The sequence below is a fragment of the Komagataeibacter sucrofermentans DSM 15973 genome, from assembly GCF_040581405.1.
In the GTDB taxonomy this organism is placed as follows: Bacteria; Pseudomonadota; Alphaproteobacteria; order Acetobacterales; family Acetobacteraceae; genus Komagataeibacter; species Komagataeibacter sucrofermentans.
In genome coordinates this window covers 1,535,903-1,552,080 of record NZ_CP137157.1, presented here as the reverse complement: position 1 = coordinate 1,552,080, position 16,178 = coordinate 1,535,903, and the positions used below count along the sequence as shown (strand labels likewise).

General features: G+C 64.0%; 15 protein-coding genes and 1 pseudogene. 4 read left to right on the top strand and 12 right to left on the bottom strand.

What is annotated here, in order from left to right:
* Positions 1-38: 38 nt before the first annotated feature.
* The 4 genes from R5N89_RS07640 to R5N89_RS07625 all read right to left on the bottom strand — a co-directional run bounded on the left by R5N89_RS07640 (position 39) and on the right by R5N89_RS07625 (position 5,963).
* Entirely contained in the window at positions 39-1,424 is a 1,386-nt protein-coding gene (locus R5N89_RS07640) for a glucoamylase family protein (protein WP_110569331.1), read from the bottom strand.
* A gap of 353 nt (positions 1,425-1,777) precedes the next feature.
* Positions 1,778-3,301 carry an efflux transporter outer membrane subunit gene (locus R5N89_RS07635; RefSeq protein ID WP_244192198.1) on the bottom strand — a complete coding sequence of 508 codons (1,524 nt, stop codon included), beginning with the start codon at positions 3,299-3,301 and terminating at the stop codon, positions 1,778-1,780.
* A 5-nt stretch (positions 3,302-3,306) separates the two neighbouring features.
* Positions 3,307-4,740, bottom strand: coding sequence for a DHA2 family efflux MFS transporter permease subunit (locus R5N89_RS07630; RefSeq protein WP_354680713.1), 1,434 nt, complete (start codon positions 4,738-4,740; stop codon positions 3,307-3,309).
* Positions 4,741-4,832: 92 nt separating this feature from the next.
* Positions 4,833-5,963 carry an HlyD family secretion protein gene (locus tag R5N89_RS07625; protein WP_110569334.1) on the bottom strand — a complete coding sequence of 377 codons (1,131 nt, stop codon included), beginning with the start codon at positions 5,961-5,963 and terminating at the stop codon, positions 4,833-4,835.
* A gap of 118 nt (positions 5,964-6,081) precedes the next feature.
* On the opposite strand from R5N89_RS07625, the gene R5N89_RS07620 reads away from it, so the two are divergent.
* Complete coding sequence (locus tag R5N89_RS07620) at positions 6,082-6,735, top strand: TetR/AcrR family transcriptional regulator (protein WP_110569335.1); 654 nt, start codon at positions 6,082-6,084, stop codon at positions 6,733-6,735.
* On the opposite strand, the gene R5N89_RS07615 is transcribed toward R5N89_RS07620, so the two are convergent.
* The 5 genes from R5N89_RS07615 to R5N89_RS07595 all read right to left on the bottom strand — a co-directional run bounded on the left by R5N89_RS07615 (position 6,736) and on the right by R5N89_RS07595 (position 12,044).
* Positions 6,736-7,353: a YceI family protein gene (locus R5N89_RS07615; protein WP_110569336.1), complete on the bottom strand. Its 618-nt coding sequence runs from the start codon at positions 7,351-7,353 to the stop codon at positions 6,736-6,738.
* Between the two features lie 43 nt (positions 7,354-7,396).
* Positions 7,397-8,203, bottom strand: a complete 807-nt coding sequence (locus tag R5N89_RS07610) for a class III extradiol ring-cleavage dioxygenase (RefSeq protein WP_110569337.1) — start codon at positions 8,201-8,203, stop codon at positions 7,397-7,399.
* Positions 8,204-8,391: 188 nt separating this feature from the next.
* On the bottom strand, positions 8,392-8,649 hold the full coding sequence (locus R5N89_RS07605) for a hypothetical protein (RefSeq protein WP_240906385.1): 258 nt from the start codon (positions 8,647-8,649) through the stop codon (positions 8,392-8,394).
* A 134-nt stretch (positions 8,650-8,783) separates the two neighbouring features.
* On the bottom strand, positions 8,784-9,956 hold the full coding sequence (locus R5N89_RS07600) for an OprO/OprP family phosphate-selective porin (RefSeq protein ID WP_110569399.1): 1,173 nt from the start codon (positions 9,954-9,956) through the stop codon (positions 8,784-8,786).
* Between the two features lie 153 nt (positions 9,957-10,109).
* Positions 10,110-12,044: an amidohydrolase family protein gene (locus tag R5N89_RS07595; protein WP_110569338.1), complete on the bottom strand. Its 1,935-nt coding sequence runs from the start codon at positions 12,042-12,044 to the stop codon at positions 10,110-10,112.
* A gap of 306 nt (positions 12,045-12,350) precedes the next feature.
* Between R5N89_RS07595 and R5N89_RS07590 the strand changes: the two genes are divergently transcribed.
* Positions 12,351-13,271 (top strand): bile acid:sodium symporter family protein, encoded by a 921-nt coding sequence (locus R5N89_RS07590; protein WP_110569400.1) that lies wholly within the window; start codon positions 12,351-12,353, stop codon positions 13,269-13,271.
* 66 nt (positions 13,272-13,337) lie between these two features.
* Here the strand turns inward: R5N89_RS07590 and R5N89_RS07585 are convergent, their stop codons facing one another.
* The 3 genes and pseudogenes from R5N89_RS07585 to R5N89_RS07575 all read right to left on the bottom strand — a co-directional run bounded on the left by R5N89_RS07585 (position 13,338) and on the right by R5N89_RS07575 (position 14,730).
* Positions 13,338-13,526, bottom strand: a complete 189-nt coding sequence (locus R5N89_RS07585; RefSeq protein WP_110569339.1) for a hypothetical protein — start codon at positions 13,524-13,526, stop codon at positions 13,338-13,340.
* 90 nt (positions 13,527-13,616) lie between these two features.
* Positions 13,617-13,865 (bottom strand): annotated as a pseudogene (locus R5N89_RS07580) (2-hydroxyacid dehydrogenase); the annotation flags it as partial.
* Positions 13,866-13,968: 103 nt separating this feature from the next.
* Positions 13,969-14,730 carry a 2-keto-4-pentenoate hydratase gene (locus tag R5N89_RS07575; protein ID WP_110569340.1) on the bottom strand — a complete coding sequence of 254 codons (762 nt, stop codon included), beginning with the start codon at positions 14,728-14,730 and terminating at the stop codon, positions 13,969-13,971.
* Between the two features lie 361 nt (positions 14,731-15,091).
* On the opposite strand from R5N89_RS07575, the gene R5N89_RS07570 reads away from it, so the two are divergent.
* Positions 15,092-15,589 carry a hypothetical protein gene (locus tag R5N89_RS07570; protein WP_110569341.1) on the top strand — a complete coding sequence of 166 codons (498 nt, stop codon included), beginning with the start codon at positions 15,092-15,094 and terminating at the stop codon, positions 15,587-15,589.
* Complete coding sequence (locus R5N89_RS07565; protein WP_110569342.1) at positions 15,586-16,167, top strand: peroxidase-related enzyme; 582 nt, start codon at positions 15,586-15,588, stop codon at positions 16,165-16,167. The genes R5N89_RS07570 and R5N89_RS07565 overlap by 4 nt, the downstream gene beginning before the upstream one ends.
* Positions 16,168-16,178: the final 11 nt, after the last annotated feature.

Below are 16,178 nucleotides of genomic sequence, written 5' to 3'. Positions count from 1 at the left end.
CTTTTTTTATAAAGGGCGGCGTTACCCGAAACCCGCTTTCATGAGGGATGGGGTGCTGCGGGTAACACGGCGCTGGCATGCGCGCCGTCCATCGCCGCAGGCTGTGTCGTGGGTTGCGGGGCGGTTGCGGTGCGGGGTGCCGCAGGCAGCCAGCCCCCCTCGAAGCCCGCGCGTTCAAGTCCTGCGCGGATGTAGGGGTTGCGCTTCATCACGTTCCACACCAGCCCGCTGCGCCAGTTTTCAATCATGAGCAGGATCGGCCCCTGATCGATGCCCAGGTATTCATGGTCGGTCCAGAATGCCTTGCCATCGTGGAAACTGGGGTTGAACGCATCCACAAAGCCGTATTGCCCATAAATCTGCTGGCCGTACCGGGCTTTCATGTCGCGCAGCGTGGGCAGCACGATTTCGGGCGCGAAGGCTATTGAACCGGCAGCGGCGGTCGGCGCAATGGTGCCATCATCGAGCGTGTAGTCACGCCCCGCGCCACGGGCGGAATAGGACAGGAAATGCCGCGCCTGCCCATCAATCTGCTGCATGGTGTCACCAGGGCCGTCACACGCGGTCAGGCCCCATGTCGTGGCACTGTAGCCCTGCCATTTTCCGGGGTTGGCAATGGCATAGGCCTGCTGGGCATAGACCGCGCGGCGGCTGTTCTCGAAGTAATCGATCTGCTTCTCGCGCGCCCAGGCATCATGCAACCCGCGAAAGTCGATCCATGCATGGGTGTACTGGTGGCCAAACAGCGGAGCGAAGTTGAGAAAGGTCTGGCCGTAATAATCGCCCCAGCGCTGGCTGTTGGTGGCAAGCCAGGCCTGCCACGAGGCGGGTTCCAGCCCGTGGGTGGGGGCGCCAAGGCCAAGGATATAGGCCATCATCCCCTCGCTGTAGCCTTCCCAGTAATTGGGAATGAACTGGTGCTCGGGGCTCCAGCCCATGCTCAGCCGGTTATCGGGCCTGCGCATCCACTGCCAGTCCACGCGCGTGTAAAGCTTGTCAGCCAGGGTGCGGATTTCGCGTTCGGCGGCCGTGTCGCGGGTGTAATAGGCCTGCGCGAACAGTACCCCCTGCATGAGCAGCGAGGTATCGATGCTGGAGAGTTCGATATCGCGGTTGAAGCGCAAGCCGGTCGTTTTATCGAGAAAATGGTAATAAAAGCCGTGATAACCGGCAGCCTTGTCCGGGCTGTCATTCTGCGGGCTCTGCATCAGGTAGCGCAGGGTTGCGAGCGTGCGCTGCACCGCCTGCGCGCGGGTGATATAGCCACGCTCGGCCCCGATGCCATACGCCGTCAGCCCAAAACCCACGGATGCAACGCTGCTCAGGGTCTGGGGTGAGGGGTAGCGGTCGGGTATGAGGCCGGTGTGCGGGTCGCCTGCATCCCAGAACCACTGGAAGGTGCGCCGTTCAAGGTCATTGACCATGATGGTGTCGGGCGTGCTGGTGCTGACGGGTGTGGGGGCTGCGGTCTGTGCCGGTGCCGCAGGTGTTGTGGCCGATACGGGCGGAGCGGACGTGCAGCACAGCACTGCCGAGAGGACTATGCCGGCATAGCCCCGCGTGTGGGTAAATCGCAAAGCCCGGTCTCCTGCCTGGTGCTATTGCATACCGTTATGAATTCAGATCAGGCATGATGGCAAGATCCGGGCACTGCTTTGGGCGCGGGAGTTGCATTGCAAATTGTAACATCTCCGCCATGTCTTTCATGTCTGTCCCGACATGGCGGCCTGCGACAACGCAATGATCCGGCGGCAATGGGCAGGCAGGTCGCATCGCGTCAATGCGCCGGGGTTTGCGCCGGCATGGCCTGCGCGGCGGGCGCTGCCTGCCAGCCCAGGCCGAGCGCCTTCTGCACGGCGATGTAATCCGTGGTCATGCTGGCGCGCGCCTGCGCCTGCTGCTGTTCGATCTGGATGCGCTGGCGTTCCACATCGAGCGCGTCGATGACCGAGAGCGTGCCGGCGCGCTGGCGCTGCTGGGCCAGTGCCCATGACTGGTCGGAGGCGGCGCGGGCCTCATCGAGCTTGAGCACGTATTCACGCTGGTGGCCAAAGCGCGACAGGCTGCCTTCCGCATCCTGCAGGGCCGCGAGCACCACGGTCTGGTAATGAGCCAGTGCCGCGTCACGCCCGCCCTTGGCCTGCCCCACGCGTGAGTTGGTGCGGGCAAAGTTCAGGATGCTCCATTCCAGCGTTGGCCCGCCCATGTAGGAAAAACTGTCACCCGAGAAGAACCGCTGCCCGTTCGCCCCGGTAAAGCCCACCGTGCCAAACAGGCTGATCTTGGGGAAATATTGCCCGATAGCCTGCCCGATCTGGGCATTATTGGCCGCGATGTCACGCTCGGCCACGCGGATGTCGGGCCGCCGGCGGATCATGTCGGCAGGGTTGCCCACGGGCACGACCGCAGGCGGCACGGGCACGGGGGCGGGGGTGGCCAGCATGGCGTCAAGCTGGCCGGGCTCGCGGCCCACAAGGGTGGCAAGCGCATCCATATAGCTGGCCTGCTGGGCCTTCATCGGGGCAATGGCGCCCTCGACCTGTGCAAGCTGGCCTGCAAAGCGGGCTACGTCTTCTTGCGATACGGTGCCTTGGGCACGGCGCTGGCGGGTCAGGTCCAGCATCTGGCGCTCGATGGTGATCGTGCGTTCCATCAGCGCCAGGCGGTTCTGCACATCACGCAGGCTGACATAGTTGCGGGCCACATCGGCCACGAGGCGCAGGCGTGTATCGGCCAGCTGGGCCAGCTGGGCCTCGCTTTGCGCGCGCGCGCCCTCATAGCCGCGCCGGTTGCCGCCAAAGGGGTCGATTTCCCAGCTGGCGTCAAAACCCGCGCCGTAGGAATCGGACTTGATGGCCGGTGGCAGCGTCATGGCCTGCTCGGCCCCGCTGCCGCCAAGCACGGATGTAATATCGCCCGTGGGGATGCGCGTGCGGTCCCAGAAGGCGGCTGCCCCACCACCGGGGAAGAAGCCCGCGAAGCGTTCACGCTGGGTGGCGCGGGCCGTGTGCAGGCGGGCGGCGGCCTGCTTTACGTCAGGGCTGTTTTGCAGCGCGGTGGTGATGAGGGCGGTCAGGATCGGGTCATTGAGTCCGGTCCACCACTGCGCCAGCGGCTCCTGCGCCGGGGTGCGCGTGGGGTCCGCGCGGTTGAAGGCCTGCGTGTGCTCCGCCACCGGGGCGACATGGGGTGGGCCCTTGTAGTCCGGCCCGACCGAGCAGGCGGCAAGGGGAAAGCTGGCTGCAACACCTAGCGCAAGGCGGCGTGGCGTGCGGCACAGGGAGGGGAAAAGGCGCATCATATCTGTCATCCCACCGTCATGCCGGCGTCTTTGGGTAGGGGTTTGATGAGCATGACCAGCGGCAGCATGGCCAGCAATGCTATGCCAAATATCCAGAACAGGTCGCTATAGGTCATGACCGTGGCCTGCCGGGTAATGAGCGCGCTCAGGCGGGCGAGGCCAAAATGCTGCACGAAGTCCTGCCCGGCCAGGGAGTTGGCGGTGACCGTTTCCTCCAGGCGGGCGGTGTGCAGGTCCAGCCTGCGGTCATGCAGGGTGGCCACCGCCGCCAGCCCGAACGAGCCGCCAAGGTTACGCGCGGCGTTGAACAGGCCGGATGCATCCTCGGCATACTGCATGGGCACGGCGCTGGTCGCAGCCTGGTTGAGGAACAGGAGCGAGAAGAACTGCGCAAACCCACGCACCACCTGCGACCAGAAGAAGTGCTCGCCCGTACTATCGGGCGAGAGGTGGGCGTTCATGAAGCAGCTCACCACATACAGGAACATGCCAAAGCCAATGGCGAAGCGGATGTCGAGCTTGCGCACCAGAATGGGGAACACCGCCAGCATGAGCAGCGTGGGCACGCCGCTTATGGCCGCGACCAGGCCCGACTGCTCGGAATTGTAGTCCGGCACGGCGGCAAGGAACTGCGGTATGAGATACAGGATGCCATAAAGCGCGCCGCCCACCCCCAGGCTGAGGATGAACACGCCAAAAAAGCTCTTTTGCAGCAGTATTTTAAGGTGAATGACCGGCCGGGGCGAGCGGAACTGCCCAATAACCAGCAGCGCCATGCCAATCACGCACATGATGCTGAGTTCACGGATCATGTCGGATTCAAACCAGCGTTCGCGCTGCCCTTCCTCCAGCACCACGGTCAGGCCGCCGAGCCCCATGATCAGGCCCGCCAGCCCGTAATAATCCGTCTCACGAAACGCGCCCCAGTCGATCTTGCCCGCAGGCAGCCCCACGAACAGCAGCACCCCAAGCCCGATGCTGATGGGCAGGTTGAGGAAGAAGGCGTAATGCCAGCTCAGGTTTTCGGTCAGCCAGCCGCCAATTACCGGCCCGATCACGGGGCCGAGCACGGCGGTCATGCCAAACAGCGCAATGCCCACCGGGCGCTGGGCGGGCGGCAGGCGGGTGGCCACGATGGTCATGGCGGTGGGGATCATCGCCCCACCCGTAAACCCCTGGCCCACGCGGCCGATGATCATGTGCAGCAGGTTGGGCGACAGCCCGCACCACATGGAAAAGATGGTGAACAGCACGGCGGCGATGAGCAGGAAGTTGCGCAGCTTGAAGATGCGCTCGAACCAGCCCGCCAGCGGAATCATGACAATCTCGGCCACCAGATAGGCGGTGGTGACCCATGTGCCCTCGCTGCTGCTGGCCCCGATCTCACCCTGGATGGTGGGCAGGGCTGAGTTGACGATGGAGGTGTCAAGCGTTGCCATGAGCGCGCCGATGGTGCCCGCCGCCACGGCCAGCCAGGCGGCGGCATCCGCCTTTTCGGGCGGGGCCTGTTCTTCAGCCGGGGCAGCGGGGTTCACGACCCACCATCCGCCGCGGGTTCGACCAGTGTATCGACCGCAGCCGTAACCGACAGGCCGGGCACCAGCACCGCGCGCTCACTGCCTTCGGGCTGGATGCGGATGCGCACCGGCACGCGCTGCACCACCTTGGTAAAGTTGCCGGTGGCGTTATCAGGCGGCAGCAGCGCAAACTGCGCGCCAGTGCCCGGCGCGAAACTCTCGACCGTGCCCTTGATCCTGGCGCCGCCCAGCGCATCGATCGAGATTTCAACCGGCTGGCCGGGCCGCATGCGGCGGATCTGCGTTTCCTTGAAGTTGGCCACGAGATACAGATCCTGCACCGGCACGATGGTCATCATGCGCGTGCCCACGGTGGCGTACTGCCCCACGCGGGCGGTCTTGTCGCCCACGCGGCCATCAATGGCGGCGCGGATGGTGGTGGCGTCAAGATCAACCTGGGCCGTGCGCTGCTGGGCAATGGCCTGCTCGATACGGGCCTGCGCCTGAAGGATCTCGGCGCTGTAGGTGGCAAGCTGGCGCTGGGCGGATTGCAGGCCCGCGGTGGCCTGGGCAAGCTGGGCATGGGCCTGCGCGCTGCTGTTGCGCAACTGGTCGTAATGCTCGCTGGTTTCGGCGCCGGTGGCGGCAAGGGCGCGGTAGCGGGCCACTTCCCGGTCAGCAAAATCGGCCTGCGCCTGTGCTGCCTGCACGCGGGCCTGCGCCTGCGCGATCTGGGCATCCTGCGCATCGATCTGGGCCTTGGTCTGGGTAATGGCGGCCTGTCCCTGATCGGCCAGCGCGCGGGCCTGCTCGAAGCGGGCGCGCGGGTCGCGCTCATCAAGGCGCAGCAGGACCTGGCCCTTGCTCACCTTCTGGTTCTCGGTCACCAGCACGTCATCGACAAATCCCGCGACACGGGTTGAAACCGTGACCTGATCGGCTTGCAGATAGGCATCATTGGTGGACTCGATGAAGCGCCCGTGCGTCCACCAATGCACCAGCCATACGGCAAAGGCTATGAGTGCCATGCCGCCAATACAGGCCAGCACCATCTTGCGGATGGCTGCCTTGCGCGGGTCTGCCGGTTTTTTTTGCGCGGCAGGCTGGTCTGCGGGGGAAGGGTCGGTCGGGGGGGTGTCAGGCATGCGCCACCATTTATGGAACGGGTCGGTACGGTTTCAGTAGGATGGACAATATGCCTCGGTCAAGCCACATAAGCACGTAAGTTCATGCCCTGACTGCCGCCGGACCGGGAATTGCAAGATGTCGAACGCCATGGCCAAACCGCGCCGCTCAGGCCGCCCCACGCCCGCGGATTCAGCCCAGCTCGACCGCTACCTGCTTGAGGTGGCGGGCGACCTGTTCATCGCGCACGGCTATGCGGGCACCTCGATGGGGCAGATCGCGCGCGCGGCGGGGGCCAGCAAGCAGACGCTGTATCATCGCTATGCCTCGAAGGAGGCGCTGTTCAAGGCGGTCATTACCCATTTATGCGCGCAGCTTCTCGAGCACGACACGCAGGTTTCGCTGCGTGATCCGCTTCAGGCCCTGCACGCGGTCTGCCGCATGCTGCTCGACTTCATCATGCAGGAGGACGTGATCGCGACCTACCGCATGATGATTGCCGATGGCTACCGCTACCCCGCCCTGATCGACCATGCGATGGATGAAATCGTGGCGCCCTTTCACTGCCGCATCATCAACCTGCTGCGCGCGGCGGGTGAGGCGGGGCAGATCCCGCCCGGCCATGACAATGAACACACGGCCCGCCTGCTTACCGGCCTCATGACCGGCTGGGCCATACAGCAGCGCCTGCTCGGGCGCGACCCGCTGCCAGATGCCGCCGCCAGCGCAGCTTATGTTGATGAAACGTGGCGGTTTTTCCTGCACGGTCTGGGCGTGCGGGCAGGGGCGTGATCAGTCCTGTTTTTCAAATGCGCCAGCGATGGAAAGCGCAACCTCGTCGCCCACCATGGGCAGGTAGGTCTTCATGCCAAATGCGCTGCGCCGGATGGTTGTGGTGGCCTGAAAGCCAACCGTATAGGCCTTGTCAAGCGGGTTGAGGCCCGCGCCCACATACTGCACCTGCAACACCACGGGGCGGGTGACGCCATGCAGCGTCAGGTCGCCTGTAACGCTGGCATGCTCAGCCCCCACCGGCACGACACGGCTCGAAACAAAGGTGGCGTTGGGGTAGCGGGCGGTATCGAACCAGTCCTGCCCCTTGAGTTCGGTGGTCAGCACCGGGCTGGTGGTGATGATGCTGTTTACCGGCACGGTTACGTTCAGGCGTGAGGCGGCAGGCTGACCGGGGTCAAGCCGCAGCGTGCCCGAAATGCCGGAAAACAGGCCCGAATAAGGGGTAAAGCCCATATGCAGCAGCGAGAACGTGATCTGCGTGTGTCCGGGCTCGACCCTGTACTGGCCGGGGCGCACATCGGTTGCGGGTGTTGCGGGTGTTGCGGCGGCAAGCGGGGCGAGGGGCAGGGTAATGGCCAGCGCCGCAAGCATGCAGGTGGTGAACTTCAGGGTCATGGGCATCCTGTCCTTGCAGGCGAAAGGGGGCGGCGGCACGCCCTCAGCCAAAGCGGAAGCCGGACAGTGCCTTGCCCATGACCGTATCACTGTAATCCCGCCTGCCAAGGTCATTTCCCGCAGCACCCGCAGCAAAGACCAGCGGCAGCAGGTGCTCTGGCGTGGGGTGGCAGATACGCGCGCCGGGGGCCTGCGCCCAGTGGGTCAGGGCCTCGGCGCGGATGGGCGGTTGTGCTTCCACCGCCCGCGTCAGCCATGTGTCGAATGCGCGTGACGGCTCATCGGATTGCGGGTCGCGCCCCATCAGGTGGCGCACGTTGTGATAGGTCATGCCGGTGCCCACGATCAGGATATTGCGTGCCCGCAATCCCTGCAGGGCAGCCCCCATGTGCAGGGTGTGCGCGGCATTGAGGTCGCGCGGGAGCGAGAGTTCCACCACGGGAATATCCGCCTGCGGGAAGGCCAGCATGAAGGGAATGAACACCCCATGGTCAAACCCGCGCCCGGCATCGGCCTCACCGGGCATGCCTGCGTGGGCCAGCAGGTCGAGCACCTCGGCTGCCAGCGCGGGCGCGCCGGGGGCGGGGTATTGCAGGTGGTAGGTATGGGGTGGAAAACCGTAATAATCATAGATCAGCGGCGGATGCGCTGATGCGGTGACCGTAGGCACCCCTGTTTCCCAATGACCGGACATGACCACGATGCCGTCAGGCCTGCGCGGCAGGGTGGCGGCGATACCGCGCAGATAGGCGGCCATGTGGTCCCACGTATCGGGCCAGTCCATGAAAAAGCAGGGGCCGCCGCCATGCGGCAGGAACAGCACCGGCTGGCGGGATGGGGATGGTTCCATGAGGGCGTTCTCCCGCTGTCTGAAAATAACCTGTTCATAAAGCGTAAGGCAAAAGTGTTCAGGCGCCACCCCTGTTTACCCCAAACGTCTTTATAATATGCAGGTTCTTTCAACGGCAGGCTGTTCAGAGCGCATGTCGTGGCAGGCAGACAGGGCCGGATGCGCAATGCCGGCCCTGTTACGGGGTTTTACTTTCCGCAGCTCTTTTCGAACTCGTTATGAACGTCCTGCTCGTTTATCTTGATTTCTCCGCGATAGACCGACTGGGGCTTGAGGTCCACGCGCGCGCCACCAACCGTAACAGTGGTGTCGGAATTGATTTTCCACTCGCCCGAAGGTTCCTTGGACACGGACTTGCAGTAATCGGGATGGCCCTGTGCGAAGGCCGGGGTGGCCAGCGCGATTGCCGCGACGGTAGCGAGAATGGAAGCAGATCGGATCATCATGTTCTGTATTCCTCTATGTGCCTGTTATCGCCGATGCATCGACCCGGTCAGTGTGCGCCGGTAAATGTGGCGAGTGTTTGGCAACAAAAAGTTACAAAACCCCATATTCAGGATAGGGAGCGGCCCGCTACCGCTCAGAATTTAATCTGGAAAAGCGACATGATGGCATGAAAATGCTCAGGCGCCCTGCTGGCGTTCACCTGCCCGTATTCATACTGCACGGTGGTGCGGATGATGGCGGTCGGCCACCAGTTCAGGGCCAGCGAGCCGGTCTGCTGGCTGCCGCCATGCACGGTGGCGGAGTCAAGATTGACCTCGGAATAGCGGGCCGCGACTTCCAGCACGCCATAGCCGTTGCACAGCACATCCTGCCCCCGCGCGCATGTGGGGGAAGAAAAGGCGGCGGTGCGCCCCTTCCACTGTCGCGGCGTGCCGTTGATGGTGTAGCCCAGCATGCCGTACCAACCATGAAAGTTCAGGTTCTGGCTGCCTGCGGCGGGGCTGGTGTCGAGCATGATGTCATAGCCCTCGCCCTGAAACAGCAGCCTTTTCCACGCCACGGCGGCCTCCACGCCAAAAGCCCCGGCGGATGTGGCGGCAAGGCGGCCGGTATTGAGGTATTTCGCGACCGTGCCGGTGTTGAGTTCAGGGTTGTCGGATAGTGCAATGGCCGGGCTGCTCCGTGTCATGGCGGCGGGACGGAACACCCATTCCCCCGAAATGCCGGCATGCACCAGCACGTCATGGCTGCGCACCGGCAGCCCCACGAGGCGGAAGGCCATGGCGCGCTGGTTGCCATTCTCGCCGGGGCCTGCGGTGCCAGCCGTGGCGGAAAGGGCAAAATGGTAGCGCCTGCCATAGGCCTCCGCCTGCACGGCCTGCCGCTCGATGCCGGTGGCGAGGTTGCGGGTAATGGTGGAAATGCTGGAGCGCTCGACAAAAACCGTATCGCCCTGCGCCTGCATGGATTCAAGGCCGAAGCTGGGCTTGAAGATACCGGCGGTAAAGACGAAGTGCTTCAGCCCGATATAGGAGACCTGCCCCTCAAACAGCCGCATGGGGCCATTGGGGGCAGGCCCGAAATCCCATATCGCGCCAATTTCCACCTGGTCATGGATATTGACGCGCACGCCATTGCGCAGCCGCGCCCCGCGCGCGCCCGTGCCGGGATGGGCGGGGCCTGCCGAGACAAAGCCCCCCGTATCAAGCTGGTCGGTGGCATAAGGCCGGATGGTGACGCCATGCAGCCTGACCACGGGCACGCTCTGGGCGTGCAGGCTCGCCACCGGCGCAGCCGCAGCCACCATCGCCACCGAGAGGGACACAATGTATCGAGTTTGCAGCCGCCATGCCAAGGGTACGTGCTTTCTCCAGCCATAAATGATGTGGCGGGATAGCATGACGGGCAGGGCGGGGTATCTATCAAAAAATTGCACGAACCGCCTGTGCGTGCGTGAAGATTACGTGATGGCCGCCCTGTCATGGACCACGCGCTCATCAAGGGCGCAGGCCTGCTCGTGTTCGAGCGGGTGATCACTGGCGCGGATGACGCGACCATGAGCGCTTGCGCCAAAATCGGGCGCATAGCGGCCTTCGGTCCAGACGCGCTGGCCTGCGATCATGACATGGCGCACCACGCCAGGGGGGCGGTTGATGACCTGTCGGCAGCCGAATTCGGAGCGGTGTACGAATTCATAGCTTGCCTCCGGGTTCCACCGCCGCAGGGCCTCGGGGTCGATCACGCACAGATCGGCCTGCGCGCCCACCCGCAGCCTGCCTGCGTTGAGGTTGAAGAAATCAGCAGGCAAGCCGGTCAGGCGATGGATGGCGAGCGCCACCTTTTCGGGCCCGTCGGGCTCGGCGATCTTGAGGAAGCGCAGATTGCCGTCATAAAAGGCGATATTGGCCAGATGCGCCCCGCTATCGTTGAAGCCGGGCAGGGTCTGGGAGTTGAACAGCAGTTTTTTCAGCCGTGTGGGGTCGCGGTTGGCGAAGGTTGTCTCCCACCTCAGGTCCGTATCCCACTGCCGCAGCAGGTGCAGGAGGAAGGTGGCATCATCGCGCACGGGGTCGGGGAAAGTGGCGAAGAACGCAGCCTCCGCCGTATTGGCGGCACCCTGGCGGCCCTTGGTGTGCTGCCAGCGCAGCAGGCGGTTATAGGGGGCGAGCAGGGTCTCGCCCTGCCAGTTGGCCAGCGGGCATTCGGCCACCTTCATGTCGGCCAGGCTGCGGGTCAGCACGGTTTCTTCCTGTCGCATCAGGCGGCGCAGGCGGTCGAATGTCCAGCCGGATTTGCCCTTGAGCCACATCTCGCGAAAGCCCGCGATCCATTCCGGGTCGTTGAGAATGCGCGCCCGCCCCGCGCGGTCATCAAGTTCGAGTTCGTTCAGGGCGCGCAGTTGCGGTATTTCATCGGCAATGGGATTGATCGCCCCATCGCTCCAGATCCGGAACGAGGCGGCCAGCACCTGAAAGCGGAACATGCCACCAAGCAGCCGGGAATTAAGCATGGCCGAAAGCATGAGGCACATCGAGACGGCGGCGCGGTTGGTCTGCAAATCGATCGCGGCGAGCACCGTGGTCTTGAGCGGGCGCCCGAACAGTCGCCCGCTTGTGAGCAGGAAGCTGCGCACGGCATCGACAATGTCATCCTTGGGCGGTGTCGCCTGCCACACGCGCCCGTAGCGGCGCACGACCCCGGTCAACTGCCGCAGTTCGTGGAAGCTGGCATATTGCGTGGGGATCTTGCGCTTTTTGTGCGGGTCGTTGGCCAGGAAGTGAAAGGGCAGGGCATCGGTTGAAAAACCGGCATAACCCTGCGCCATGCCCGCATCGACCAGGCGCTCCATGCGCGCGCGCTCGCGCCTTGTGGGGCGGCGCGAGATGGAATCATGCAGGCCCATCACCTCGATGCGCAGCATGGAATGCGGAATGAGCGGCACCACGTTGGGGCCAAGCTTCAGGGCGGAAAGGTGATCGAGATAGCTTTGAGAATCCGTCCAGTCACACGCATCGGCCACCCGGGCCAGCACGCTCTTGGGCATGTTCTCGACGCGGGCGAAGCAGTCCACGATCGGGTCTTCGCCCTCGCGGCGCTGGTTGCCGTAGGTCACGCCAATGGAGCAGTTGCCGATCACCACCGTCGTGGTGCCGTGGCGCACCACCTCGGGCAGGGCGGGGTCGAGTTCAAGCTCGAGGTCAAGATGGGTGTGGATGTCAAGCAGCCCGGGCATGAGCCACATCCCGTCGCAGTCGATCTCGGTCGTGTGGCTGCTGGCCACGAGCAGGTGGCCTATGGCGGAGATCCTGCCCGCTGATACGGCGATGTCGGTTCGGGTGGGGCTTGCGCCCGTGCCATCGAAAAACAGCGCATTGCGGTAGATGGTATCGGGCACGCAGGTCTCCAGGGGGAAGAGAGGCAAACAACAGCATGACGAGGCAGTATTGCGGCGTATTGATGGCGTCGTGCCCCGGGCCATGCCCCTGTTTCAACCACCAGCCGGACGCAGGGTTGCACGCTGCGCTGCTGGCGTAAACCACCCGCCCATGTGGCGTGGCAACACCGTAACGTCAGCGCAGGCGCAATACAGGCTGTTCATGCACAAGGTGGCCCGCTATGCACACGCCCGTGGCCGATTGGCGTGGGGCAGGAGCATGATGGCAATGGATGTCAGGGCAGGGCGGATGTGCAGGGCGGGCGCATGCTGACGCGGCTTTTTCCCGTATGGGCGGTTCTGGTTTCGCTTGCGGCCGTGCTGATGCCCGGCCCCTTCCTGCGCGTGACCCCGGCCATTACGCCGCTGCTGGCCTTCATCATGTTCACCATGGGGGTGACCCTCACGCTGGCTGATTTCGGGCGCATTGCGCGCAGGCCCGCGCCGGTGCTGGCTGGCGTGGGGCTGCATTACCTTGTCATGCCGCTTGCGGCATGGGGGATCGCGCACATGCTGCGCATGCCGCCCATGATTACGACGGGCATGGTGCTGGTGGGCTGCGTTTCGAGTGGCACGGCGTCGAATGTCATGATCTATCTCTCGCGCGGCGATGTGGCGCTTTCGGTCAGCATCAGCACGCTGTCCACGCTGGTCGGCATCATCGCCACCCCGCTGCTGACCCGGCTTTATGTTTCGGCGGGCGTGAGCGTGGATAGCTGGGGCCTGTTTCGCAGCATCATGGAGATGGTGGCCCTGCCGGTCTGTGGCGGTGTTGCGGTCAATACGCTGTGCCCGCGCGTCATCCGCCGCATCTCGCCCGCGCTGCCGCTGGTGGCCATGGTGTCGATCATGATCATTATTGGCAGCATCGTGGCAGGCGTGCGGCCTGCTCTGGCCAGTGTCGGCCCGATCGTGCTGCTGGGCGTGATCGTGCATAACGCCATCGGGCTTGCCGGTGGTTACTGGGGGGGCAGGCTGCTGGGTTTTGATGAATCCGTATGCCGCACGCTGGCGCTGGAGGTGGGCATGCAGAACTCGGGTCTGGCCGCAACGCTGGGGCGGGTCTATTTCTCGCCGCTGGCAGCGCTGCCCGGCGCAGTTTTTTCGGTTTGGCACAACATATCGGGCTCGGCGCTGGCGGCCCTGTGGGCCGGACGGCCGCCCCGTGATGGGGATCAGCCAGAATAACGCATCCGGTCCTGCCCGCGACAGGGCGAGGCATGCCACAACGCATGCCCCGTCCGTGCCGGGTGGTCAGGGCATGGGCGCCGTGTTTGGCGTGTGAAACAGCAGGAACAGCGCGATGATAAGCAGGATGACAGGCAACAGCCCCAGCCCGTTGAACCCCGTACTTCGGGAGCCGCCGTACCAGCCGGAGCGATAGCCATACCCACCCCCGCCAATGGCGAAGATGATGAGTGCGATGATGAGAAGAGTCAGCATGGGATGTACTCCGCAAAATGCCTGCTGACCCAACGTGGCCCCTTGTGGATGGTTCCGCCTGAACGGTCTGCCCGCACCCGTGGCCAAGGCTTATACGACAGGCGTGGGCGGGGGCCTGCGGGCAAAATGGGCGGCAAGGTTGGCCACCACCAGTTTGCCCATGGCCAGCCGGGTTTCTACCGTGGCGCTGGCGCGGTGGGGTTGCAGCACGGTGCGCGGCGATGTGCGCAGGGCCTCGGGCACGTCGGGTTCATGTGCAAACACATTGAGCCCCGAGCCGCCCCCGGTGGCAATGCCGCGTATGCGCCCCGCCACATTGACAGGCACGCCCGTGGGGCCGGGGCGGTGTACCACATAAGTGGCCTCGAGCTATTTATCGATGGCGTCCATCATGGGTTCAAGCTGCAGGATTTCAGGCTGCATGGTCATGTCTCCCACAGGGTCAGGCCAGATGGGTCTGCACCGTGCCGATGGAAGGAAAGCTTGCGCGCACATCGGTATCATGCACCACGAATATCGTGCCGGTTGTCGAGCCGGTGGTGACCAGGCATCCCGCCTCAATGCCCAGCCCACGGCGCGCAGCATGGTTGGCCAGCCAGACCAGCAGGCGCAGCGGGTCGCCCGCGCTATTGCCGCCCACATGCTCGACCACCGTGCGCCCGTTTATGGTCAGGCTGACCGGCTCGCCCGTGGGGGTAATGGCCCGCCAGTCCGCCATGCCGGGGCCTACGATCAGCGCCCCATGGCTCTGGTGATCGGCAGTGTGAAGCAGCTTGTGCTGCGAGCCGGGTTTTTCAAACCGCGTATCCACAATCTCGATCATGGGGTGAATGGTGCCGATGGCGGCCATGACTTCATCAGCCGTCCATGCCGCTGCGCGTGGGGGGAGGGCTTTGGCAAAGCGGTAGCCGATTTCAGCCTCCACGCCCAGATGGCGGCAGACATAGGCGGGCACGGTCTCGCCATCCTCAAAGATCGTGGCCGCATGGATGGGGGCGGCAAACGGCTCGGACTGCGGGGTTTCTGCGCCCACCTTCCACCCCCGTATCGGCCCGAGATGCAGCCCCACCGCATCCTGCACCGCATAGGCATCGGCCAGGGTGCGCGGGGTCAGCGCCTCGTGCACGCTGGCGAGAGGATCGGTTTTCTGCTGCCTTACCGCAAGGAACAGGTCGGCCAGACTGGTCGGGGCAGAAATGGGCATGGGGTCTCTTTTCCGGGGCGTCGTTTATGACTGTATCCCGCATGGTGGCATATCACCCCGCGCAAGGCCATATGTCCCCTCCCATCATGCCTCAGGCGGGGCAGGCCGGGTTTGTGCCTGCAAATCAGGCCGCATATGCGCTGTTTTTGGTGGATTATGATGATTGTGAATGTCTTGCGCTGCGTGATGCCAGGTGTCTCGATATCCGTATTTGTGTTGTAAAATCTGCATCATGGGTCTTGATAATAAAATGCGTCATGCGGGCATTTGGTGTATTGCGATGCAGTAAGTGCATGGTAGCCTGCCACCCCGACCCCACTGCCGGTTTCTGCGGAACCGGCCCACCAGAAAGTGGAACGTAATGCCCAACCCGTTCTCGACATTCAGTTCCCTATCGGCGCAGTCCCGCTCAGCCGAGGGGAAGGCAGCGCTGGCCGACCGTGCGAAGATCATGCAGTTGTGCGATGCCAGCGGGCAGGCCGTCGTTACCCCTGCCGCCTGCGGCAGTCTGCCCCATGCCCAGCGCTGCGCCATCGCCATCCGCATCGCGCGCGCCAATGGCTGTGAGGAACTGGCCACGACCTACGCCACCCTGCTGGCCACGATGGGGGCGGGCCCGCAGGTCACGGTCATTGCAGATGGCGCCGGGGCGGCGGATGCGCGTGAGGCCGCCATCCTGTCCTATGTCGATACGGTTACGCTCACGCCCGCCAGGGCCAGCCGCGCGCATGTTGATGCCCTGCTTGGCGCGGGCCTGACCGATAGCGATGTTGTCAGCCTGGCCGAGCTTGTGGCGTGCATCAATTTCCAGGTCCGCGTGCTTGCAGGGGTCCGTCTGGTTGAGGAGACATTCGCATGAAGCCCGTCACCCGCTTTACCACCGACACGCTCGACTGGGAGCCTTACGTCACCCCGGTGGATTATGACACGGCAACCCCCGCCCAGCGCGAGGCGCTGCAGGAAACGCCTTCGCACCGCAAGATCTCGAAATATACGCTCACGCTGGCGCACGACCCCGAGAGCCTGAAATACCGCTCGCCGCTGTTCAACCAGATCATGTACGGCAAGGACGGCCTGCCACGCGCGGAGCGTGAACTCGCGGCGGTGGCGACATCGGTGGTGAACCACTGCATTTACTGCGGCTCGGTCCACGCCGCGCGTTATATCGAACTGACCAGGCGACCCGAGGTGATGGATGCGATCTTTACCGATGGCGTTGCGGCTGAAATCGATGAGTATTCACAAGGCCTGTTCGATTTTGCGGTCGCGCTTTCCAAAACGCCTATCGCGGCCACTCCGGCCGATATGAACCATGTGCGCGATCTGGGCTTTAACGCGCTTCAGGCGCTTGACCTTGTGCTGGCCAGCGCCATTTTTGGCTGGGCCAACCGGCTGATGCACACGCTGGGGCAGGCCGTGGAACCCACTGAAACCTGAAAAACCTCTGT